The organism is Streptomyces sp. NPDC048196 (assembly GCF_040652715.1).
GTDB classification, from domain to species: domain Bacteria; phylum Actinomycetota; class Actinomycetes; order Streptomycetales; family Streptomycetaceae; genus Streptomyces; species Streptomyces siderophoricus.
Map to the genome: position 1 here is coordinate 1 of NZ_JBEZMM010000011.1, position 21,072 is coordinate 21,072.

18 protein-coding genes are annotated in these 21,072 nt (G+C 73.1%); 8 read left to right on the top strand and 10 right to left on the bottom strand.

Annotation, left to right across the window (positions count from 1 at the left end; translation table 11 throughout):
- Both AB0E02_RS14270 and AB0E02_RS14275 read left to right on the top strand, forming a co-directional pair.
- Positions 1 to 1,405, top strand: a 1,405-nt coding sequence (locus AB0E02_RS14270) for a transketolase C-terminal domain-containing protein (RefSeq protein WP_362138768.1), incomplete at its 5' end; no start/stop codon positions are given.
- A gap of 198 nt (positions 1,406 to 1,603) precedes the next feature.
- Positions 1,604 to 3,139 (top strand): amino acid permease, encoded by a 1,536-nt coding sequence (locus AB0E02_RS14275; protein WP_362138770.1) that lies wholly within the window; start codon positions 1,604 to 1,606, stop codon positions 3,137 to 3,139.
- Between the two features lie 94 nt (positions 3,140 to 3,233).
- On the opposite strand, the gene AB0E02_RS14280 is transcribed toward AB0E02_RS14275, so the two are convergent.
- Entirely contained in the window at positions 3,234 to 4,217 is a 984-nt protein-coding gene (locus tag AB0E02_RS14280) for an NAD(P)-dependent oxidoreductase (protein WP_362138772.1), read from the bottom strand.
- A gap of 29 nt (positions 4,218 to 4,246) precedes the next feature.
- Between AB0E02_RS14280 and AB0E02_RS14285 the strand changes: the two genes are divergently transcribed.
- Positions 4,247 to 5,116, top strand: coding sequence for a helix-turn-helix transcriptional regulator (locus AB0E02_RS14285; protein WP_362138774.1), 870 nt, complete (start codon positions 4,247 to 4,249; stop codon positions 5,114 to 5,116).
- A gap of 43 nt (positions 5,117 to 5,159) precedes the next feature.
- On the opposite strand, the gene AB0E02_RS14290 is transcribed toward AB0E02_RS14285, so the two are convergent.
- From AB0E02_RS14290 to AB0E02_RS14300, 3 genes are all read right to left on the bottom strand, one after another.
- Complete coding sequence (locus AB0E02_RS14290) at positions 5,160 to 5,546, bottom strand: NTP pyrophosphohydrolase (protein WP_362138776.1); 387 nt, start codon at positions 5,544 to 5,546, stop codon at positions 5,160 to 5,162.
- A 102-nt stretch (positions 5,547 to 5,648) separates the two neighbouring features.
- The gene (locus tag AB0E02_RS14295) at positions 5,649 to 7,784 is read right to left on the bottom strand and encodes a 3-hydroxyacyl-CoA dehydrogenase NAD-binding domain-containing protein (RefSeq protein WP_362138778.1); all 2,136 of its coding nucleotides are present in this window, start codon (positions 7,782 to 7,784) and stop codon (positions 5,649 to 5,651) included.
- Complete coding sequence (locus AB0E02_RS14300) at positions 7,781 to 9,007, bottom strand: acetyl-CoA C-acyltransferase (RefSeq protein WP_362138781.1); 1,227 nt, start codon at positions 9,005 to 9,007, stop codon at positions 7,781 to 7,783. The genes AB0E02_RS14295 and AB0E02_RS14300 overlap by 4 nt, the downstream gene beginning before the upstream one ends.
- Before the next feature lie 262 nt (positions 9,008 to 9,269).
- Here AB0E02_RS14300 and AB0E02_RS14305 point away from each other — a divergent pair, with 262 nt between their 5' ends.
- Positions 9,270 to 9,929, top strand: a complete 660-nt coding sequence (locus AB0E02_RS14305) for a PepSY domain-containing protein (protein WP_362138783.1) — start codon at positions 9,270 to 9,272, stop codon at positions 9,927 to 9,929.
- 44 nt (positions 9,930 to 9,973) lie between these two features.
- Here AB0E02_RS14305 and AB0E02_RS14310 read toward each other — a convergent pair whose 3' ends face one another.
- The 3 genes from AB0E02_RS14310 to AB0E02_RS14320 form a co-directional block, all read right to left on the bottom strand.
- On the bottom strand, positions 9,974 to 11,254 hold the full coding sequence (locus AB0E02_RS14310; RefSeq protein ID WP_362138785.1) for a ribonuclease D: 1,281 nt from the start codon (positions 11,252 to 11,254) through the stop codon (positions 9,974 to 9,976).
- Between the two features lie 78 nt (positions 11,255 to 11,332).
- A complete protein-coding gene (locus AB0E02_RS14315) occupies positions 11,333 to 11,995 on the bottom strand; it encodes a response regulator transcription factor (protein ID WP_006602452.1) in 663 nt (220 codons plus the stop codon).
- A 253-nt stretch (positions 11,996 to 12,248) separates the two neighbouring features.
- The gene (locus AB0E02_RS14320) at positions 12,249 to 12,905 is read right to left on the bottom strand and encodes a DUF3000 domain-containing protein (RefSeq protein ID WP_030416214.1); all 657 of its coding nucleotides are present in this window, start codon (positions 12,903 to 12,905) and stop codon (positions 12,249 to 12,251) included.
- Positions 12,906 to 13,007: 102 nt separating this feature from the next.
- Here AB0E02_RS14320 and hemE point away from each other — a divergent pair, with 102 nt between their 5' ends.
- The gene (hemE, locus tag AB0E02_RS14325) at positions 13,008 to 14,075 is read left to right on the top strand and encodes a uroporphyrinogen decarboxylase (protein WP_362138788.1); all 1,068 of its coding nucleotides are present in this window, start codon (positions 13,008 to 13,010) and stop codon (positions 14,073 to 14,075) included.
- Positions 14,076 to 14,105: 30 nt separating this feature from the next.
- Here hemE and AB0E02_RS14330 read toward each other — a convergent pair whose 3' ends face one another.
- On the bottom strand, positions 14,106 to 15,491 hold the full coding sequence (locus AB0E02_RS14330) for an FAD-dependent oxidoreductase (RefSeq protein ID WP_362138790.1): 1,386 nt from the start codon (positions 15,489 to 15,491) through the stop codon (positions 14,106 to 14,108).
- 215 nt (positions 15,492 to 15,706) lie between these two features.
- Between AB0E02_RS14330 and AB0E02_RS14335 the strand changes: the two genes are divergently transcribed.
- A complete protein-coding gene (locus AB0E02_RS14335; protein WP_362138793.1) occupies positions 15,707 to 16,237 on the top strand; it encodes a hypothetical protein in 531 nt (176 codons plus the stop codon).
- Between the two features lie 33 nt (positions 16,238 to 16,270).
- Here the strand turns inward: AB0E02_RS14335 and AB0E02_RS14340 are convergent, their stop codons facing one another.
- Both AB0E02_RS14340 and AB0E02_RS14345 read right to left on the bottom strand, forming a co-directional pair.
- Positions 16,271 to 17,467, bottom strand: a complete 1,197-nt coding sequence (locus AB0E02_RS14340) for a thiolase family protein (RefSeq protein ID WP_362138795.1) — start codon at positions 17,465 to 17,467, stop codon at positions 16,271 to 16,273.
- Positions 17,468 to 17,563: 96 nt separating this feature from the next.
- Positions 17,564 to 18,679, bottom strand: a complete 1,116-nt coding sequence (locus AB0E02_RS14345) for a DUF4349 domain-containing protein (protein WP_362138797.1) — start codon at positions 18,677 to 18,679, stop codon at positions 17,564 to 17,566.
- A gap of 140 nt (positions 18,680 to 18,819) precedes the next feature.
- Between AB0E02_RS14345 and hemG the strand changes: the two genes are divergently transcribed.
- Together hemG and hemQ are read left to right on the top strand one after the other, a co-directional pair.
- Positions 18,820 to 20,295 (top strand): protoporphyrinogen oxidase, encoded by a 1,476-nt coding sequence (gene hemG / locus AB0E02_RS14350; RefSeq protein ID WP_362138799.1) that lies wholly within the window; start codon positions 18,820 to 18,822, stop codon positions 20,293 to 20,295.
- 11 nt (positions 20,296 to 20,306) lie between these two features.
- Positions 20,307 to 21,059, top strand: a complete 753-nt coding sequence (gene hemQ / locus AB0E02_RS14355) for a hydrogen peroxide-dependent heme synthase (RefSeq protein WP_037809834.1) — start codon at positions 20,307 to 20,309, stop codon at positions 21,057 to 21,059.
- Positions 21,060 to 21,072 lie beyond the last annotated feature (13 nt).

Consider the following 21,072-nt stretch of genomic DNA (forward strand, 5'->3'; position numbering starts at 1 on the left):
CGCCACCCTGCGCACCACCGACGGCTACGAGCGTTTCCTGGCCCGCGGCAAGGACCTGCTGGAGCGCACCCCGGTCGTCGGCAAACCGCTCTACGAGACCCTGCACGGCGCCAAGAAGGGCCTGAAGGACTTCATCGCGCCGCAGGGCATGTTCGAGGACCTGGGCCTGAAGTACGTCGGCCCGATCGACGGCCATGACATGGAGGCGCTGGAGTCCGCGCTGCAGCGTGCCAAGCGGTTCGGCGGCCCGGTCATCGTGCACTGCCTCACCGAGAAGGGCCGCGGCTACAAGCCGGCCGAGCAGGACGAGGCGGACCGTTTCCACGGCATCGGCGTCATCCACCCCGACACGGGGCTGCCGGTGGCCTCCGGCGGCGCCAGCTGGACCTCCGTCTTCGGCGACGAGATGGTCGAGCTGGGCCGGGAGCGCGAGGACATCGTGGCGATCACCGCGGCGATGCTGCAGCCGGTCGGCCTGGGCAAGTTCGCCAAGGCGTTCCCCGACCGGGTCTACGACGTGGGCATCGCCGAACAGCACGCGGCCGTCTCCGCGGCGGGCCTGGCCACCGGCGGCCTGCACCCGGTCTTCGCGGTCTACGCCACCTTCCTCAACCGCGCCTTCGACCAGATCCTGATGGACGTCGCTCTGCACAAGTGCGGCGTGACCTTCGTCCTGGACCGGGCCGGCGTCACCGGCGACGACGGCGCCTCGCACAACGGCATGTGGGACATGTCCCTGCTCCAGGTCGTCCCGGGCCTGCGGATCGCCGCCCCGCGCGACGCCGACCAGGTGCGCGCGCAGCTGCGCGAGGCCGTCGAGGTCAAGGACGCACCGACCGTCGTGCGCTACTCCAAGGGCAAGGTCGGCCCCGCCGTCGAGGCGGTGCGCCGGGTCGGCGGCATGGACGTGCTGCGCGAGCCCGCCAGTGCCGTCGAGCGGCCGGACGTGCTGCTGGTGTCCGTGGGCGCGCTCGCCCCGATGTGCCTGGAGATCGCCGACCTCCTCGACAAGCAGGGCATCTCCACGACCGTCGTGGACCCGCGGTGGGTCAAGCCGGTCGACGAGGCGCTGCCCGGCCTGGCGGCCCGGCACCGGGTCGTCATCACCGTCGAGGACAACTCCCGGAGCGGCGGCGTCGGTTCGGCGATCGCGCAGGCGCTGCGGGACGCCGGTGTGGACCTGCCGCTGCGGGACTTCGGCATCCCCGAGCGGTTCCTGGACCACGCCTCCCGCAAGGAGGTCATGGCGGAGATCGGGCTCACCGCCCCCGACATCGCCCGCCAGGTGACCGGCCTGGTCGCCAAGATCGACAACCGCGACGAGGACACCGCCGGTGCCGCGTCGACCGAGGACGCCGCCGGTGCCCAGGGCACGGCGGAGCCCGCCGAGGTCGCCCGCGACTGACCCCCGCGCACTGCCGCCGATGGGCCGGCCGGTCATCCGTACGGATGTTCCGCCCGGCCCATCGGCATCACGGCAACCGCACCCCATCGGGTGAATCCCCACCGCCCGGGGGCCCGCCGAAGCTGACTGTTTCACGCCATTGCGGAGACTCGGTCAGTTCAGGAGAGTTGCCAGGGTCGTCCAGGCGGAGGTTCGCCCATGAGCACACAGCACGGACCACACATCGGACCACGACACACGGCGCGGCGGGACAGCGGCCTGTTCCGCACCAAATCCGTCGAGCAGTCGATCCAGGACACCGAAGAGCCGGAACACACCCTCAAGAAGTCCCTCTCGGCGCTCGACCTGACCGTGTTCGGCGTCGGTGTCATCATCGGCACCGGCATCTTCGTCCTCACCGGAAAGATCGCCAAGGAACAGGCCGGACCGGCCGTCGCGCTGTCCTTCATCGCCGCCGGCGTGGTCTGCGCGCTGGCGGCCCTGTGTTACGCGGAGTTCGCCTCCACCGTGCCGGTCGCCGGATCGGCCTACACCTTCTCCTACGCCTCACTGGGCGAGCTGCCCGCCTGGATCATCGGCTGGGACCTGATCCTGGAACTCGCCCTGGGGTGCGCGGTGGTCGCGGTCGGCTGGTCCGGCTACATCCGCTCCCTGCTGGACACCGCCGGTTGGCATCTGCCCGCCGGCCTCGCCGGCACCCACGAGGGCCACTTCGGGTTCGATCTGCTCGCCTGCGTCCTCGTGCTCGTCCTGACCGGCATCCTCGTCCTCGGGATGAAGCTGTCCTCCCGGGTGACCGGCGTGGTCGTGGCGATCAAGGTGACCGTGGTCCTGCTGGTCATCATCGCCGGGGCCTTCCTGATCAGCGGCGCCAACTACCACCCGTTCGTCCCGCCCAGCCAGCCGACCGCGGCCGGCGCCGGGGTGTCCGCACCCCTGATCGAGCTCATCTTCGGGTTCACCCCGTCCCACTTCGGCACCATGGGCATCTTCGCCGGGGCGGCCGTGGTCTTCTTCGCGTTCATCGGCTTCGACGTCGTCGCCACCGCCGCCGAGGAGACCCGCCACCCGCAGCGCGACGTGCCGCGCGGCATCCTCGGCTCCCTGGCCATCTGCACCCTGCTGTACGTCGCGGTCTCGGTCGTGGTCACCGGCATGGAGAACTACCACAGGCTCTCGGTCGACGCCCCGCTCGCGGACGCGTTCAAGGACCTCGGCAAGCCGTTCTTCGCCGACGTCATCAGCTTCGGCGCCGCGGTCGGCCTGACCTCGGTCTGCATGATCCTGCTGCTCGGCCAGAGCCGGGTGTTCTTCGCGATGAGCCGGGACGGGCTGCTGCCGCGGGTGTTCTCCCGCGCCCACCCGCGGTTCGGCACGCCCTACCGCTCGACCATCGCGCTCGGCGTCATCGTCGCCGTCGTCTCCGGCTTCACCTCGATCGACGTGCTCGCCGAACTGGTCAACATCGGCACGCTCTTCGCGTTCGTGGTCGTCGCCGTCGGCGTCATCCTGCTCCGCCGCTCCCGCCCCGACCTGCCGCGCTCCTTCCGCACCCCGTGGGTGCCGGTGGTGCCGGTACTGTCGGTCCTCGCCTCGCTCTGGCTGATGCTCAACCTGCCCGCCGAGACCTGGATCCGGTTCGCGATCTGGATGGCGATCGGCTTCGTCATCTACTTCCTCTACGGCAGATCGCACAGCCGCCTCGGCCTGCGCAACCGGCAGAAGAACGGCTAGCGCGGCCCGTCCCACGGATCACCCGGGCCGGCCGGGACCCCGACCGGACCTGCCCGACCCGGGTGATCCGTGAGAACTCCCTGCGCAACGACCCCTACGAACCGGCCGCCGTCGGGTTGACCGTGCTCCAGTCCTCCTTGCCGCGGCCCTCGGCCAGTGCCGTACCGAACAGGGACAGCACGCCGTCCAGGACCGGATGCGGGAGTCCGCCGGCCATGCGGGCCGCGTACTCAAGGTCCTTGTGGGCCCACTCCGCCGAGAAGTTGACCGGCTCCGGCGGGGTCAGATAGCTGCTCCAGGCCAGCTCGGTGACCACGCCGCCGGGCCGGTCCAGCAGGGCCGCGCCGACCTGCCCGGTGTCCAGCCCGGCCGCCTCCGCCAGCCGCAGCGCCTCCCCGAAGCCCGCCAGGTGGATCGCCTGGAGGGCGTTCAGCACCAGCTTGAAGCGGGTGCCCGCGCCGGCCGGCCCGAAGTGCTTGACCTCCTTGGAGACCGCGTCGAGCACCGGCGCGAGCGGCGGCAGCGCCTCCTGGTCACCGCCGGCCAGCAGCACCAGGTTTCCGGTCCGGGCGCCGGCCGCGCCACCGGTGAGCGGCATGTCGAAGAAGACGGACCCGCGGTCGGCGCACGCCGCGGCGAGCTCCTCCACCCACCCCACGGACAGCGTCGCCGAGGTGATCAGCACCGCCGGCGCCGGGGCCCCCGCCAGGATGCCGTCGGTCCCCAGCCACACCTCGCGGGAGGAGGTGTCGTCGGCCGTGACCTCGAAGACCACCTCCGCGCGGGCGACCGCGGCCGCCGGGCTCCCGGCCACCACGGCCCCGGCCGCCTCCAGGTCCGCGGCCCGCTCCGGGGTGCGGTTCCAGACCACCACCTCGTGCCCGTTCTTCAGCAGGTTCTCGGCCATGCCCCGGCCCATGATGCCCAGGCCCACCACTGCGACGCTCGCCACTTCGACTCTCCCGTTCCGCCGGCCCGCCGACGCGGTCCGGCACCTCCTCGGTACGGAAGAAGTCTGCGCCCCGGGGCCCCGGACGTGGGAGACCCGCCCAAGGGGGGCCCTCGCAGGGCCCCGCACCAGGATCCGGCGAGGGGCATACTCAACGGGTGGAGAACGACACGGGGTTGGGAGAGTTCCTGCGCGCCCGCCGCGCCCGGGTGGCCCCGCAGGACGCGGGTCTGCCGGGCACCACCGGCCGACGCCGCACCGCGGGCCTGCGCCGGGAGGAGGTGGCGATGCTCGCCGGGGTGAGCATCGAGTACTACCGGCGCCTGGAGCAGGGCAAGCAGAACCGTCCGAGCGCGGCGGTCCTGGAGGCCGTCGCAGGCGTGCTGCGCCTCGACGACGACGAGCGGGCGCACCTCTTCGCGCTCGCCCGCGCGGCGTCCCCGGCCGCCCCCGGCCCGTCCCGGGAACCGGAACCCCCGTCGCGGACCCTGCGCCGGGACGTCCTGCGGATGCTCGACATCGTCGCGCCCTGCCCGGCGTACGTACTGGGCCGGTCCAACGACCTGCTGGCCGCCAACACCGCCGGGATGCGGCTGCTGCCCGGCATCGAGGAGTGGCCGGTCCGGCAGCGCAACACCGCGCGCTACACCTTCCTGCACCCGCGCGCCCGCACCCTCTACGGCAACTGGGACGAGGTCGCCGCGGCGACGGTGGCCCATCTGCGGGCCGTCTCCGGCGCCCACCCGGACGCGCCCGACCTCACCACCCTGATCGGTGAACTCACCGTCAAGAGCGGGGAGTTCGCGACCCTCTGGCAGCGTTACGACGTGCGCTCACGGACCAACGGCCGCAAGTGCTTCGCGGATTCGGCGGTCGGGCGGATGGACCTGAGCTACGAGGCGTACACGGTGGCCCGTACCGAGGGCCACCGCCTCGTCGTCTACCAGGCCGAGCCCGGCACCCCGGACCACGACGCGATGCTTCTGCTGAGCCTCGCGGACGCACCGGCCGCCCCGTCGGCGCCCTGACCCGGGCCGCAGTCGCCTCGTCCGGGCGCGGCCGCCGCGCGCGTCACGCGCGTCCGCGCCCCCGGACCGCCCGCGGCCCGGTCACCCGGGCGCCCAGCGCCTGGACGCGGTCGCGCAGTCCACGGTCCGCGGTGACCACCAGGCAGTCCCGCCCGGCGCCCTCGTCCGCGACCAGTTCCACGATCTTGTCGTCGCCGCTGCCGGGCGCCGGAACCACCCGCACGCCCGCCACGGACGTCACCCCGCGCGCCGCGCCCTCCACCACGAGGACCAGCTCCAGGGGCGGTTGGGCGAGGCCCGGCAGCCCGTCCGCGGCGTAGGCCGGCAGGGTGTCGCGCAGCCGTTCCGCCGCCCCGTGCCGGTCCCGCCACCAGCCGTCGGGGACCGAGCCCACGACGTTCGCGGCATCGACGATGACCAAGGTATCCATGGCGCCACCCTGCCATGCCGGGGCGCCGGCGGCTCCCGCCCGGACATACGGCAGCGCGGGCCGGCTCCGCCGAGCCGGCCCGCGCCTTCGTACCGAGCCGCGTTACGCGGGCACGCTGGCCACGCCCGGGGCCAGGAACTTCTTGCCGGTCACCCGCTCGGCGACGCCCTCACGGTCCAGGTACGGCGTGATGCCGCCCAGGTGGAAGGGCCAGCCGGCGCCGGTGATCAGGCACAGGTCGATGTCCTGCGCCTCGGCCACCACGCCCTCGTCGAGCATGATGCCGATCTCCTCGGCGACCGCGTCGAGCACCCGGTCGCGGACCTGGGTCTCGGTCAGCACCGAGTCGCCCTGCTTGAGCAGCGCGGCGACCTCGGGGTCCAGCTCCGGCTTGCCGCTGTCGTAGACGTAGAAGCCGCGCTTGCCGGCCTCGACGACCGCCTTGAGGTTCGGCGAGACCTTGAAGCGGTCCGGGAAGGCCCGGTTGAGGGTCTCCGAGACGTGCAGGCCGATCGCGGGGCCGACCAGCTCCAGCAGCACCAGCGGGGACATCGGCAGGCCCAGCGGCTCGATGGCCTTCTCGGCGACCTCGACCGGGGTGCCCTCGTCGATGACGTTCTGGATCTCGCCCATGAAGCGGGTCAGGATGCGGTTCACGACGAACGCCGGGGCGTCCTTGGTGAGGACCGCGGTCTTCTTCAGCTTCTTGGCGACGCCGAAGGCCGTGGCCAGCGCGGCATCATCGGTCTTCTCGCCGCGCACGATCTCCAGCAGCGGCAGGATCGCGACCGGGTTGAAGAAGTGGAAGCCGACGACCCGCTCGGGGTGCTGGAGCTTCGACGCCATCTCGGTCACCGACAGCGAGGAGGTGTTGGTGGCGAGGATCGCGTGCGCCGGGGCGACCGCCTCGACCTCGGCGAACACCTGCTGCTTGACGCCGATCTCCTCGAAGACGGCCTCGATGATGAAGTCCGCGTCCGCGAAGCCCTCGGCCTTGTCGAGGACACCGGTCACCAGGGCCTTGAGGCGGTTGGCCTTGTCCTGGTTGATCCGGCCCTTGCCCAGCAGCTTGTCGATCTCGCCGTGGACGTAGCCGACGCCCTTGTCGATGCGCTCCTGGTCGATGTCGGTGAGGACCACCGGCACCTCCAGGCGGCGCAGGAACAGCAGCGCCAGCTGAGAGGCCATCAGACCGGCGCCGACCACGCCGACCTTGCTGACCGGGCGGGCCAGGTTCTTGTCCGGGGCGCCCGCGGGCCGCTTGGCGCGCTTCTGCACCAGGTTGAACGAGTAGATGCCGGCGCGGAGTTCGCCGCCCATGATGAGGTCGGCGAGCGCCTGGTCCTCGGCGTCGAAACCGGCCTGCAGGTCACCGCTCTTGGCGGCCGCGATGATGTCCAGCGCGCGGTAGGCGGCCGGGGCGGCGCCGTGCACCTTGCCGTCGGCGATGAAGCGGCCCTTGGCGACGGCCTGGTCCCAGGCCTCGCCGCGGTCGACCTCGGGACGCTCGACGGTGACGTCACCCTTGAGCACCTGCGCGGTCCAGATCAGCGACTGCTCCAGGAAGTCCGCGCCCTCGAAGATCGCGTCGGCGATGCCGAGGTCGAAGACCTGCTGGCCCTTGAGCTGCTTGTTCTGGTTGAGCGAGTTCTCGATGATGACCGAGACGGCCTTGTCCGCACCGATGAGGTTCGGCAGCAGGGCGCAGCCGCCCCAGCCGGGCACCAGGCCGAGGAAGACCTCGGGCAGCGAGAAGGCCGGCAGGGCCTTGGAGACCGTGCGGTACGAGCAGTGCAGACCGACCTCGACGCCACCGCCCATCGCGGCACCGTTGTAGTACGCGAAGGTCGGCACGGCGAGCCCGGAGAGCCGCTTGAAGACCTCGTGGCCGCCCTTGCCGATGGCCAGCGCGTCCTCGTGCTTCTTCAGCAGCTCGACGCCCTTGAGGTCGGCGCCGACCGCGAAGATGAACGGCTTGCCGGTGATGCCGGCGCCGACGATCTCGCCGTCCGCGGCCTCCTTCTCGACCTGGTCGAGCGCGGCGTTGAGGTTCGCCAGCGAGCCCGGGCCGAAGGTGGTCGGCTTGGTGTGGTCGAAGCCGTTGTCCAGCGTGATGAGGGCGAACCGGCCCGCACCGAAGGGCAGATCGAGGTGGCGGACGTGCGCCGACGTCACGACCTCGTCCGGGAACAGCTCGGCCGCGCCCTTGAGCAGCTCGGCGGTGGTGGTGGTGCTCACTTGCTGCCTCCGGCGTCCTTGTGGTTCGGGTTCTCCCAGATGACCGTCGCGCCCATGCCGAAGCCGACGCACATGGTGGTCAGGCCGTAGCGGACCTCGGGCTGCTCCTCGAACTGGCGGGCCAGCTGGGTCATCAGCCGGACGCCGGAGGAGGCCAGCGGGTGGCCGAAGGCGATGGCGCCGCCGTACTGGTTGACCCGCTGGTCGTCGTCCGCGATGCCGTAGTGGTCGAGGAAGGCGAGGACCTGGACGGCGAACGCCTCGTTGATCTCGAACAGGCCGATGTCGCCGATGCCGAGGCCCGCCTTGGCGAGCGCCTTCTCCGTCGCCGGGATCGGGCCGTAGCCCATGACCTCGGGCTCGACGCCCGCGAAGGCGTAGGAGACCAGGCGCATCTTCACCGGGAGGTCGTGCTCCCGGGCGAAGTCCTCGGACGCGATGATCGAGGCGGTGGCACCGTCGTTGAGACCGGCGGCGTTGCCGGCGGTGACCCGGCCGTGCGTACGGAACGGGGTCTTGAGGCCCGCGAGGTTCTCCAGGGTGGTGCCCGGGCGCATCGGCTCGTCGGCGGTGACCAGACCCCAACCGGTCTCGCCCACCTCGGCGTTGGTGTTGCGCACCGAGATCGGGACCAGGTCCTGCTGGATCTTGCCGTTGGCGTACGCCTTCGCGGCCTTCTCCTGCGAGCGCACCGCGTACTCGTCGGCGCGCAGCTTGGTGATCTGCGGATAGCGGTCGTGGAGGTTCTCCGCGGTCATGCCCATGAACAGGGCCGACTCGTCGACCAGCTTCTCGCTGACGAAGCGGGGGTTGGGGTCGACCGCCTCGCCCATGGGGTGGCGGCCCATGTGCTCGACACCGCCGGCGATGACGGCGTCGTAGGCGCCGAAGGCGATGGAGCCCGCGGTGGTCGTGACGGCCGTCAGCGCACCGGCACACATGCGGTCGATGGAGTAGCCGGGCACCGACTGCGGGAGGCCCGCGAGGATGCCGGCGGTGCGGCCGAGGGTCAGGCCCTGGTCGCCGATCTGGGTGGTGGCGGCGATGGCGACCTCGTCGATCTTCGCCGGGTCGAGACCGGGGTTGCGGCGCAGCAGCTCCCGGATCGACTTCACGACCAGGTCGTCGGCGCGGGTCTCGTGGTAGATGCCCTTCGGGCCCGCCTTGCCGAACGGGGTGCGGACGCCGTCGACGAAGACGACGTCCCTAGCGGTACGAGGCACGTTGGCTCTCCTCCAGGTGCGGGATGGCACTGCTGCGGGGCGCCCCCAGGGACGCTTCCCACCGACATGCTACTTACGGGTAACCAGCCTGCCCACCCCCACCGCCCGGAGCGGTGAAGGTCACACCGGATGGAGGTGTGGGGCAGGCCGGGACGGCGCGTCACCGACGGGGAACGGGGCGGCGGAGAGCCGGCGATCGAAAACGTCCGGATGCCGTCGGGTCCTGGCGCAAACCACACCAAGCCACACTTAAAGTGACGGTATGGACACAAAGAGGAGTGCGGCGCTCTGCACCGCCGTCGCCCTGGGCGGCACCCTGCTGGTGGGCTGCGGAAACGGGAACACCATGGGCACCGGGACGCCCGGCCGGGACAGCGCGGCCCCTTCCCGGGCGGTGGCCGCCTCGGCCCCCGGCTCACCGGGCGCCACGCTCACCGCGGACCAGACCGAACGGAAGGCGCTCATCCCGGCCGCCAAGGTGGACTACGCACGGGCCCTGAAGGCGGCGGTCGCCGCGGTGCCGGCCTCGGAGCCGGTCGCGGCCGAACTCAAGGGCACGCCGAAGAGCCCCTACTGGCGGACGGTGGTCGCGACGTCCGACGGAACCGCGTACGCCGTCCGCGTCAACGCGGTCTCCGGGAAGGCCGACCCGCCGCACACCGAGTCGGACGACGCCGACGACAAGAAGGAACTGGCCGCCCGGCTCGACGAGGCCACCGTCACCGCGCAGCAGGCCGCCGAAACGGCCACCGCGAAGACGAAGGGCACGGTCAGCTCCCTGGAGCTGGGCGAGGCCGACAACGGCAGCAGGAAGGCGGCCTGGTCCGTCGCCGTGGTCACCACCGACGACTGGAACCAGACCACTTACGACATCGACGCGACCAACCGCAAGGTCCTCCGGATGCACGTCGACCAGGACTGATCCGACGGATCGGTCCTGGTCGAGGCGGTGATGGGCCGGGCGGCTCAGCCTTCCTCGGCGCCCGTCAGCAGGGCCTCGGTGAGGATCGGGGCGACCTGCTCGATCTGCCAGGGGCGGGCGCCGTGGCCGGTGAGGATCTCGGCGACCGTCTCGCGGCTGGGTGCGGCGGGCGGCTCCCAGCACAGCCGGCGCACGGTGTCCGGCGTGATGAGGTTCTCCTGCGGCAGGTTGAGCTCCTCGGCCAGCGCGGTGACCGCGGCGCGGGCGGCCGCCAGCCGGGCCGCGGCGACCGGGTCCTTGTCGGCCCAGGAGCGGGGCGGCGGGGGGCCGTTGAGCGGCTGGCCGGGCTGCGGCAGCTCGCTCTCGGGCAGCGCGCGGGCACGGTCGACGGCGGCCTGCCACTGCTCCAGCTGGCGACGGCCCATGCGGTGGCCGAAGCCGGGCAGCGCGGCCAGCGCGTGGCTGTTGGGCGGGAGGTTCAGCGCCGCCTCCACGATCGCGGCGTCGCCCAGCACCTTGCCCGGCGAGACGTCGCGCCGCTGGGCGACCTGGTCGCGGGCCGTCCACAACTCCCGTACGACCGCCATCTGGCGGCGCCGGCGGACCTTGTGCATACCGGACGTGCGGCGCCAGGGGTCCTTGCGGGGCGGCGCCGGGGGAGCGGCGGCGATCGCCGCGAACTCCTGGTGGGCCCACTCCAGCTTCCCCTGCCGGGTCAGCTCCTCCTCCAGCGCGTCACGCAGGTCCACCAGCAGCTCGACGTCGAGCGCGGCGTAGCGCAGCCAAGGCTCGGGCAGCGGGCGGGTGGACCAGTCGACCGCGGAGTGGCCCTTCTCCAGCGCGAAGCCGAGGACGTTCTCGACCATCGCCCCGAGACCGACCCGGGCGAAGCCGGCCAGCCGCCCGGCCAGCTCGGTGTCGAACAGCCGGGTGGGGACCATCCCTATGTCACGCAGGCACGGCAGGTCCTGGGTGGCGGCGTGCAGCACCCACTCGGCGTCGCCGATCGCCTCGCCCAGGGCCGTCAGGTCGGGACAGCCGACCGGGTCGATCAGCGCGCTGCCGGCGCCCTCGCGGCGCAGCTGCACGAGGTAGGCGCGCTGGCCGTAGCGGTAGCCCGAGGCGCGCTCGGCGTCGACGGCCACCGGGCCGGTGCCGGCCGCGAAGGCCGTCACCACCTCGGCGAGCGCCTCGTCCGTCGCGACCACCGGGGGAATGCCCTCACGGGGCTCCAGGAGAGGGACCGGCGCCGGTCGGGTATCCGGAGGGGAGTCTCCGGGGGCTCGCAGTGTCGTGTCTGCTGCGGTCTTTTGGGCGTCGGTCACCAGTCAAGGGTATCTGTGTATGCACGTCGCCCGTCGAGGGAACGTTCCCTCGACGGGCGAGCCGGTCGTGTAAAGGGGTCAGTGGATGATGCCGGTGCGCAGCGCGACCGCGACCATTCCGGCCCGGTCGCCGGTGCCGAGCTTGCGGGCGATGCGGGCGAGGTGGCTCTTGACGGTGAGGGCGGAAAGCCCCATCGACACGCCGATGGCCTTGTTGGACTGGCCCTCCGCCACCAGCCGCAACACCTCGACCTCACGGCCCGACAACTCCCGGTAGCCGCCGGGGTGCCCGGGGGCGCCCGGAGGACGGCGCTGCATACGGGCCGCGTTGGCCCCGATGGGAGAGGTGCCCGGCCGGCCCGGGATGCCCAGGTTGGTGCGGGTTCCGGTGACGACATAGCCCTTGACGCCGCCGGCCAGGGCGTTGCGGACGGCGCCGATGTCGTCGGCGGCGGAGAGGGCGAGGCCGTTGGGCCAGCCGGCCGCCCGGGTCTCGGACAGCAGGGTGAGGCCGGAGCCGTCGGGAAGGTGGACGTCGGCAACGCAGATGTCACGCGGGTTGCCGACGCGGGGGCGCGCCTCCGCGATGGACGACGCCTCGATCACGTCACGCACTCCGAGGGCCCACAGGTGGCGGGTGACGGTGGAGCGGACGCGGGGGTCGGCCACGACGACCATGGCCGTCGGCTTGTTCGGGCGGTAGGCGACCAGGCTCGAAGGTTGCTCAAGGAGAACAGACACCGGGCCTCCTGGGGGAGTGGCGGGGGGGGACGGAAGCCGGCTGGGGGGAGCCGGAATGATCCGTGTTTGAAGGGTCACTGACCTCTTCGGCAGCAATCCGGCGGGACTTTAGACTTTGATCACGATTTAGTTAGGGGCAATTCGGGCAAATCGGATGCGTGATCGATCAGGTGGGCACCCAGTGCATACCGAGGTGATCAGAGCCGGCGCGAACGTGATCAATACGGCCGGAGCGCGCCCGCCGCGACGGCGGTCAGCGGGGATGGGCACCGCGGCGCTGCGGCAACGGCACGACCCCGCCGCGCGGTGCCGCGTCCGGCGCGGCCGGCGGCAGCCCCGCCACCTGCGCCAGCAGATCGCACCAGGCCGCCAGGTGCACGCCCAGGTCCAGCGCACCACCGGGCCCCTCGGCCGGTGTCCAGGACGCCCGGATCTCGATCTGTGTCGCCGGCTCGCGCGCCGCGAGCCCCCCGAAGTAGTACGACCCGGCCCGGGTCACCGTGCCGCTAGGCGCGCCGTACCGCACCCCCCGGGCCTCCAGCGCACCCGTCAGCCAGGACCAGGACACCTCCGGCAGCAGCGGGTCGGCGCCCATCTCCGGCTCCAGCTCCGCCCGCACCAGCGTCACCAGACGGAACGTGCCGTGCCACGCGTCCTCGCCGGCCGGATTGTGCAGCAGCACCAGCCGGCCGTCCGCCAGGTCCCGGTCCTCCTCGCCCGGCGCCGTCGCCCGCTCGACGACCGCCGCCTCCAGCGCGTACGCGTACGGGGCGAGCCGTCTCGGCGCGGGTGCCGGGTCGATCTCGACCTCCGGCCGCAGTCGTGCCGCGCGGAGCGCCTCGACCGCCTGACGGAAGGGGATCGGGGCCTCGTCCGCGCTGTCCGCGAGGTGTTCGTGAGCCGCAGCCATGCCCGGAAGATTAGGCGGAACCGGGCCCGCATACGGGGAGGACACCCGGTACACGCGTCGCCCATTCGGAGGCGCCCCGGAGCGCATGCGAAGATTTGGGGCGTGAGCGCCAACCACAGCCCCGAGGGCACGCAGCAGACCGCTACCCACGACTCGGCCTTCCTCCGGGCCTGCCGGCGCGAACCGGTACCGCACACGCCGGTGTGGTTCATGCGCCAGGCCGGCCGCTCGCTGCCCGAGTACCGCAAGGTGCGCGAGGGCATTCCGATGCTGGACTCGTGCATGCGGCCCGACCTGGTCACCGAGATCACGCTGCAGCCGGTGCGCCGCCACAACGTGGACGCGGCGATCTACTACAGCGACATCGTCGTCCCGCTCAAGGCCATCGGCATCGACCTCGACATCAAGCCCGGCGTCGGCCCCGTCATCGCCGACCCGATCCGTTCGCGTGCCGACCTGGCGCAGCTGCGTGATCTGACTCCGGAGGACGTCTCGTACGTCACCGAGGCCATCGGGCTGCTCACCGCCGAGCTCGGCCCGACGCCGCTGATCGGCTTCGCGGGTGCCCCGTTCACGCTCGCCAGCTACCTCGTGGAGGGCGGCCCGTCCCGCAACCACGAGCACACCAAGGCCCTCATGTACGGGGACCCGCAGCTGTGGGCCGACCTCCTCGACCGGCTCGCGGAGATCACCTCGGCGTTCCTGAAGGTGCAGATCGAGGCCGGTGCGAGCGCCGTGCAGCTCTTCGACTCGTGGGTGGGCGCGCTCGCCCCGGCCGACTACCGCCGGTCCGTGATGCCCGCCTCGGCGAAGGTCTTCCGGGCCGTCGAGTCGTACGGCGTGCCGCGCATCCACTTCGGTGTCGGCACCGGTGAGCTGCTCGGTCTGATGGGCGAGGCGGGCGCGGACGTCGTCGGCGTCGACTGGCGGGTGCCGCTCGACGAGGCCGCGCGCCGCGTCGGCCCCGGCAAGGCGCTGCAGGGCAACTTCGACCCGGCGATCCTCTTCTCCACGCCCGAGGCGGTCGAGGTCAAGGCCCGCGAGGTGCTCGACGCGGCGGCCGGACTGGAGGGCCATGTCTTCAACCTCGGCCACGGCGTCCCGCCGACCACCGACCCGGACGCGCTGACCCGGCTCGTGGAGTACGTGCACACGCAGACCGCGCGCTGACCGGTACCTGAGCGGTACGCCGGGCCGCGGTCAGGCGCCCGCCGCCCGCACCGCACCCGCGGCCTTGCGGGCGGCCACCAGGACCGGGTCCCAGACCGGGGAGAACGGCGGGGCGTAGCCCAGGTCGAGGGCGGTCATCCGCTCCACCGTCATCCCGGCGGTGAGCGCGACCGCGGCGATGTCCACGCGCTTGCCGGCGCCCTCCCGGCCGACGATCTGCACACCGAGCAGCCGGCCGGTCCGGCGCTCGGCGAGCATCTTGACGGTCATCGGCCGGGTGCCGGGGTAGTAGCCGGCCCGGCTGGTGGCCTCGACGGTGACCGCGACGAACTGCAGCCCGGCGGCGTGCGCCTGGCTCTCCAGCAGCCCGGTCCGGGCGATCTCCAGGTCGCAGACCTTGCTGACGGCCGTGCCGACCACGCCCGGGAAGGTCGCATAACCACCGGCCACGTTGGCGCCGATGACCTGGCCGTGCTTGTTGGCATGGGTGCCCAGCGCGATGTGGCGGGTGCGGCCCGAGACCAGGTCCAGGACCTCGACGCAGTCGCCGCCGGCCCACACCGTTTCGTGGCCGCGCACCCGCATCGCCAGATCGGTGAGCAGCCCGCCGGACTCGCCCAGCGGCAGCCCCGCCGCCTCGGCCAGTGTGGTCTCCGGCCGGACGCCGAGGCCCAGGACCACCACGTCCGCCGGGTACTCGGCGTCCTCGGTGGTGACCGCTCGGGCCCGGCCGTCCTCATCGGTCAGTACGCCGGTGACGGTGGCGCCGAGCACCGTCTCGATGCCCATCCGGCACATCGCCTCGTGGACCAGCGCCCCCATGTCCGGGTCGAGGGTCGACATCGGCTGGTCGGCCTGCTCCAGGACGGTCACCTCGTAACCACGGTGGATCAGCGCCTCGGCCATCTCCACGCCGATGTAGCCCGCCCCGACGACCACGGCCCGCCGGCCCGCGGACTTCTCCAGGGTGTCCAGCAGCGCCTGGCCGTCGTCCAGGGTCTGCACGCCGTGCACGCCGGGGGCGTCGATCCCCGGCAACGGGGGCCGCTTGGGCGTCGCGCCGGTGGCCAGCACCAGCTTGTCGAAGCCGGTCCAGGTCTCCCGCCCGCCGTCGTCCAGCTCCCGGCTGCGCACCCGCCCCCGGTCCAGGTCGAGTTCGGTGACCTCGGTGCGCATCCGCAGGTCGATGTCCCGGGCGCGGTGCTCCTTCGCCGTACGGGCCACCAGCGCGTCCGGCCCGTCGACCTGGCCGCCGACCCAGTAGGGGATGCCGCAGGCGGAGTAGGACGTGAAGTGGCTGCGCTCGAACGCGGTGATCGCGAGCTCCTCGGGCTTCTTCAGCCGGCGCGCCTGCGACGCGGCCGCCATCCCCGCCGCATCGCCCCCGACGATCACCAGCCGCTCGGCCGTCGCCATGTCATGTCCCTTCGTCCAAAAGTGCCTGATGTGCCTGGTATGCCTGATGTGCCGGTCCGTTGCTTGCTGGGTACCCGGTCGCCCGGCGCGTCTACCGCGTGCCCGTGAGGCGGTGCCGGATCGCCCCCGGGGCGGGTGGTGTTCCGCCGCGCGGGGGAGCGGTGATGCGCCCGTGGGGCGATGTGCGGCCGGGGCGCGGTGGCCACCCTGGAACGGTGACTGGACACCGCAATTCCGTGACCGCCCCCGCCCGCCGGCCCCCGCTGGACGTGCCGCGGTGGGCGCGGCTCGCCGCCCACGCCGTACCGCTCGTCATCCTGCCGTCCGGGCTCTGGCGGATCGGCGTCATGCTCGCCGTCCCGGGCTTCGGCAGCGCCGCGGCCCGGGCCCAGGGCACCGGGACGCATCTGTACCTGCTGGTCCTCGTGATCGTCTCCGAGGGGCTCGGGCTGCTGACGCTGGGGCTGGTCCGGCCGTGGGGGGAGCTGGTGCCGCGCCGGGTGCCGCTGCTGGGCGGGCGCACCCTGCCGCCGCCGGCCGCGGTGGTCCCGGCCGCCCTCGGCGCCCTCGCCGCCACCGGAGTCGTCTGCTACTTCTTCGCCTCCGTACTGCTGACGGGCTTCCCGCCCGGCCACACCCCCACCGAAGAACTGATCCTGACGGTCTGTTACCTGCCGCTGCTGGCCTGGGGACCGCTGGTCGGCGTGCTGGCGTACGCCTACCACCGGCGCCGGGCGGGCAGCTGAGCCGACCGGGCCCGCCGCCGCACGGACGTCCCGCTACCGCTCCAGTACGAGCGCCAGGCCCTGGCCCACTCCGATGCACAGGGCGGCCAGGCCGGTGCCGGAGCCCGCGGCGGCGAGCTGGTGGGCGACCGCGCCGGCCAGACGGGCGCCGGAGGCGCCGAGGGGGTGGCCGATGGCGATCGCGCCGCCGCGCGGGTTCACCACGGACGGATCGAGCTCCGGCCACTGGCCCAGACAGCCCAGCGCCTGGGCCGCGAACGCCTCGTTCAGCTCGAACGTGGCCAGATCGCCGAAGCCGCGCCCGGACCGGTCCAGCGCGCGCCGGACCGCCTCCACCGGGCCCAGCCCGAACAACTGCGGCTCGATACCGGTCACCGCGCTCGCCCGGATCCGGGCCAGCGGCTCCCGCCCGGTGGCGCGCAGCCCCTCCTCGTCGACCAACAGGAGGGCGGCCGCACCGTCGTTGAGCGGTGAGGAGTTGCCGGCGGTGACCGTGCCCCCGGCCGTCCGGAACACCGGCTTCAGCTTGGACAGCGCCTCCAGGGAGGAGCCCTCACGGATCGTCTCGTCACGGTGCAGCTCGACGCCGGGAAGCGGTACCACCTCGGCGTCGTAACCGCCCTCCCGCCAGGCCCGTACCGCCTTCTGGTGGCTGGCCAGCGCGAACACGTCCTGCTGTTCCCGGGTGATGCCGTGCGCGTCGGCGATCAGCTCGGCGCCCTCGCCCAGCGCCACCGTCCACTCCGGGCGCATCCGCGGATTGACCATCCGCCAGCCCAGCGTCGAGGAGAACATCTCCTGATGGCCGGCCGGGAAGGCCCGCTCGGGCTTGCGCAGGACGTACGGCGCGCGGCTCATCGACTCCACCCCGCCCGCCACCACGACCTGCGCATCGCCGTGCGCGATCGCCCGGGCCCCCTGGATGACCGCCTCCAGGCCGGAGCCGCACAGGCGGTTGACGGTGACGCCGGGCACGGTCACCGGCAGCCCGGCGAGCAGCACGGCCATCCGCGCGACGTTGCGGTTGTCCTCGCCGGCGCCGTTGGCGTCACCGAAGCAGACGTCGTCGATCCGCGCCGGATCGAGGTCGGGGGTGCGGTCGACCAGGGAGCGCACCACATGGGCGGCGAGGTCGTCGGGCCGGACACCGGCCAGCGCGCCGCCGTATTTGCCGACGGGGGTCCGTACGGCGTCGACGATGTAGACATCCCGCAGGCGTGGCTCGGTCATCAGGCGCTGTCCTCGCTGTCCCGGCTCTCGAACGGTCGGCGGACGGTACGAAGATCGCCGCCGCCGAACCGAGTCTTTGCCCGCCGCCGCCCGCTGTCAACGGGGTCCTCGGTCACCCTCCCCGGCCGGCCCGGTCCGGTCGGGGGCTCCCGGCGCGTTCGCCGGCCCGTCGTCCGCGGCACGGTCCCCGGCGGCCGGTCCCGGCCCGTCCCGCTTCTCCGCGGCCCGGGCCCGGCGCCGGAGCGCCGACGGCAGCCGGCCGCGGACCAGCCGCAACAGGCCGTACAGCAGGCCCACCGCCACCGCGAACGGCAGCACCGCGCCGAGCGCCACCAGCAGCCACTTCACGGCGGCCAGGAAGGCGTGCCAGCCGCCGGACAGCGCGTCCCCGAAGGACCTCGTGTCGTCTTCGGAGGCGCCGTCGGGGGTGGCGTCCGGCTGCCGCAGCAGCAGCGTGACGGTGGCCATCGCGGTCCGGTCCTTGAGCGATTTCAGCTGCGCCTCCAAGGACTCCAGATCCGCCTGCCGGCTGCTCAGTTCGGACTCCAGCGAGACGATGTCGCCGATCGACGTCGCCTTCTCCATCAGCGCCCGGACCCGCGCCACGCTCGCCCGCTGCGTCCGGACCCGGCTGTCGACGTCCACCACCTGATCGGTGACGTCCTTCGCCGAGACCTCACGGGACACCACGGTGCCCAGGCGGGCCAGCCGCCCCAGTACGGCGTCGTACTCCGCCGTCGGCACCCGGAGCACCAGCCGCGACCGCTCATGCCCCTCCGGGTCCCGGTCGGTGGTCTCCGCGGCCGGGTAGCCGCCCGCGCCGTCGACGACCGCCCGCGCCCGGGCCACCGTCCCGGAGACGTCCTCGGCCTGCACGGTGAGCGTCGCGGTCCGGACGAGCTGCGACGAGGCCGCCCTCGGCACCTTGGCGAGCCTGCCGCCGGGGCGGGCGACGGCGCCCTGCGCGGGGCCTTCCGCGGGGCCTTCCGCGGGGCCCTCCGCGGCGCCCTCCGCGGCGCCCCGGGCACCGGTCCGGCCCTCGGCCGCGCCGGTCCGGCCGTCCGTCGCCGCCCGGCTCGGCGCCGCCGTGCCGGGCCGCGCCGCCCCGGTCGTTTCCGGGCCGGCCGACGCGCTGCATCCGGCAGCCGTCAGGGCGACGGCGAGCAGCAGCCCCGCCGTCGCCGTTCGCCCGGCCCGTGCTGTTCCCCGCATGTGCGCTCCCCGCGAAGTGATGTTCCGGTGGCGCTACTTCGACCGGCCCTTCTTCGACGGGGGCGCCCGGAGCGGGGTTGTGCTGTGCCGGGTCGCGATCCGGTCACGGCGCTGTCAGTGCCCTTTGAGAGAGTGGAGCCATGAGCGCAGCGCACACGAGTACGCCCCCCGGGACCGGCGGCGGGCAGGTCGTCGTCATCGGCGGCGGTATCTCCGGACTGGCGGCCGCCCACCGGCTGCTCGAAGGCGGCGCCCGGGTGACCGTCCTGGAGGCGTCCGACCGGCTCGGCGGCAAGCTGCGGGCGGGCGAGATCGCGGACGTGCCGGTCGACCTCGGCGCCGAATCGATGCTGGCCAGGAGGCCGGAGGCGGTGGAGCTCGCGCGCGCCGTCGGGATCGGCGACCGGCTCCGGCCGCCCACGACGGCCACCGCCTCGCTGTGGACCCGCGGTGCCCTGCGCCCGATGCCCAAGGGCCATGTCATGGGAGTCCCCGGGGACCTCGCCCCGCTCGCCGCCTCCGGTGTCATCTCCCCGGAGGGCCTCGCCCGCATCGAGGAGGACACCGAGCTGCCCCGGACGGAGGTCGGCACGGACGTCGCGGTGGGCGAGTACGTCGCCCGGCGTTTGGGCCGCGAGGTGGTCGACCGCCTGGTGGAGCCGCTGCTCGGCGGGGTGTACGCCGGCGATGCGTACCAGATCTCCATGCGGGCCGCCGTACCGCAGCTGTTCGAGGCCGCGCGGACCAGCCGTTCGCTGTTGGAGGGCGTCCGCGCCATCCAGGCCCGGACCGCCGCCACGATGCACCGGACCGGACCGGCCGCCGGCGGAGGCGGCCCCGGCGCCCCGGTGTTCATGGGGATCGAGGGCGGGATCGGCACCCTGCCCGGCGCGGTCGCCGAGGCCGTCCGGGCCAAGGGCGGCGAGATCCGGACCGGCACACCGGTCGTCGAGGTCCGACGAACCGCCGACGGCTGGCGGATCGAGCTCGACGGCGGGATGCTCAACGCCGACGCGGTCGTCCTCGCCACCCCGGCCCCGGACGCCGCCCGGCTGCTCGCCCGGGACTGCGCACCGGCCGCCCGCGAACTGGCCACCGTCGAATACGCCTCGATGGCCCTGGTCACCATGGCCTTCCGCCGCTCCGAGCTGGAGCGGCAGCCGGCCGGCAGCGGCTTCCTCGTACCGCCGGTGGACGGCCGCAAGATCAAGGCCGCCACGTTCGCCGGCAACAAGTGGGGCTGGATCGACCGCGCCGCCCCGGACCTCTTCGTGCTGCGCACCTCCCTCGGCCGGTACGGCGACGAGGCGGACCTGGCGCGCGAGGACGCCGAGCTGGCCACCCTGGCCCGCGCCGATCTCCGCGAGGCGATCGGGCTGACCGCCGCGCCGGTCACCACCCGGATCACCCGCTGGGAGGACGGCCTGCCCCAGTACCCGGTCGGCCATCTGGACCGGGTGGCCCGCATCCGGGAGGCCGTCGGGCAGCTGCCGGGCCTGCGGGTGTGCGGGGCGCTCTACGACGGGGTCGGCATCCCGGCCTGTATCGCCTCGGCCCGCAAGGCCGCCGAGGACATCCTCGGCACCCTGCGGCCGCCCGGCCTCCCCGGCGAGTGAGAATGGACGACATGACAGACGCTTCCACCCCCGCTTCCGCACCGCAGACCCCTGCGGCGCCCGAGAAGGCACCGAACGCCGGCAAGAAGGCCAAGGACCTCAACGAGGTCATCCGCTACACCCTCTGGTCGGTGTTCAAGCTGCGCGACGTCCTCCCCGAGGACCGCACCGGCTACGCCGACGAGGTCGAGGAGCTGTTCGCGCAGCTCGCCGCCAAGGACGTGGTGGTCCGCGGCACCTACGACGTCTCCGGCCTGCGCGCCGACGCCGACGTCATGATCTGGTGGCACTCGGAGAGCTCGGACGCCCTCCAGGACGCCTACAACCTCTTCCGTCGCACCCGGCTCGGCCGCGCGCTCGACCCGGTGTGGTCCAACATGGCGCTGCACCGCCCCGCCGAGTTCAACAAGGCGCACATCCCGGCCTTCCTGGCCGACGAGCGGCCCCGCGCCTACGTGAGCGTCTACCCCTTCGTGCGCTCCTACGAGTGGTACCTCCTCCCCGACGAGGACCGCCGCCGGATGCTCGCCGACCACGGCAAGATGGCCCGCGGCTTCCCGGACGTCCGCGCCAACACCGTGCCGTCGTTCTCGCTCGGCGACTACGAGTGGGTGCTCGCCTTCGAGGCCGACGAGCTCTACCGCATCGTCGACCTGATGCGTCACCTGCGCGGCTCCGAGGCGCGGATGCACGTCCGCGAGGAGGTCCCGTTCTACACCGGCCGTCGCAAGGCGGTCGCCGAACTGGTCGCCGGGCTGGCCTGACCTCCCGGCACGG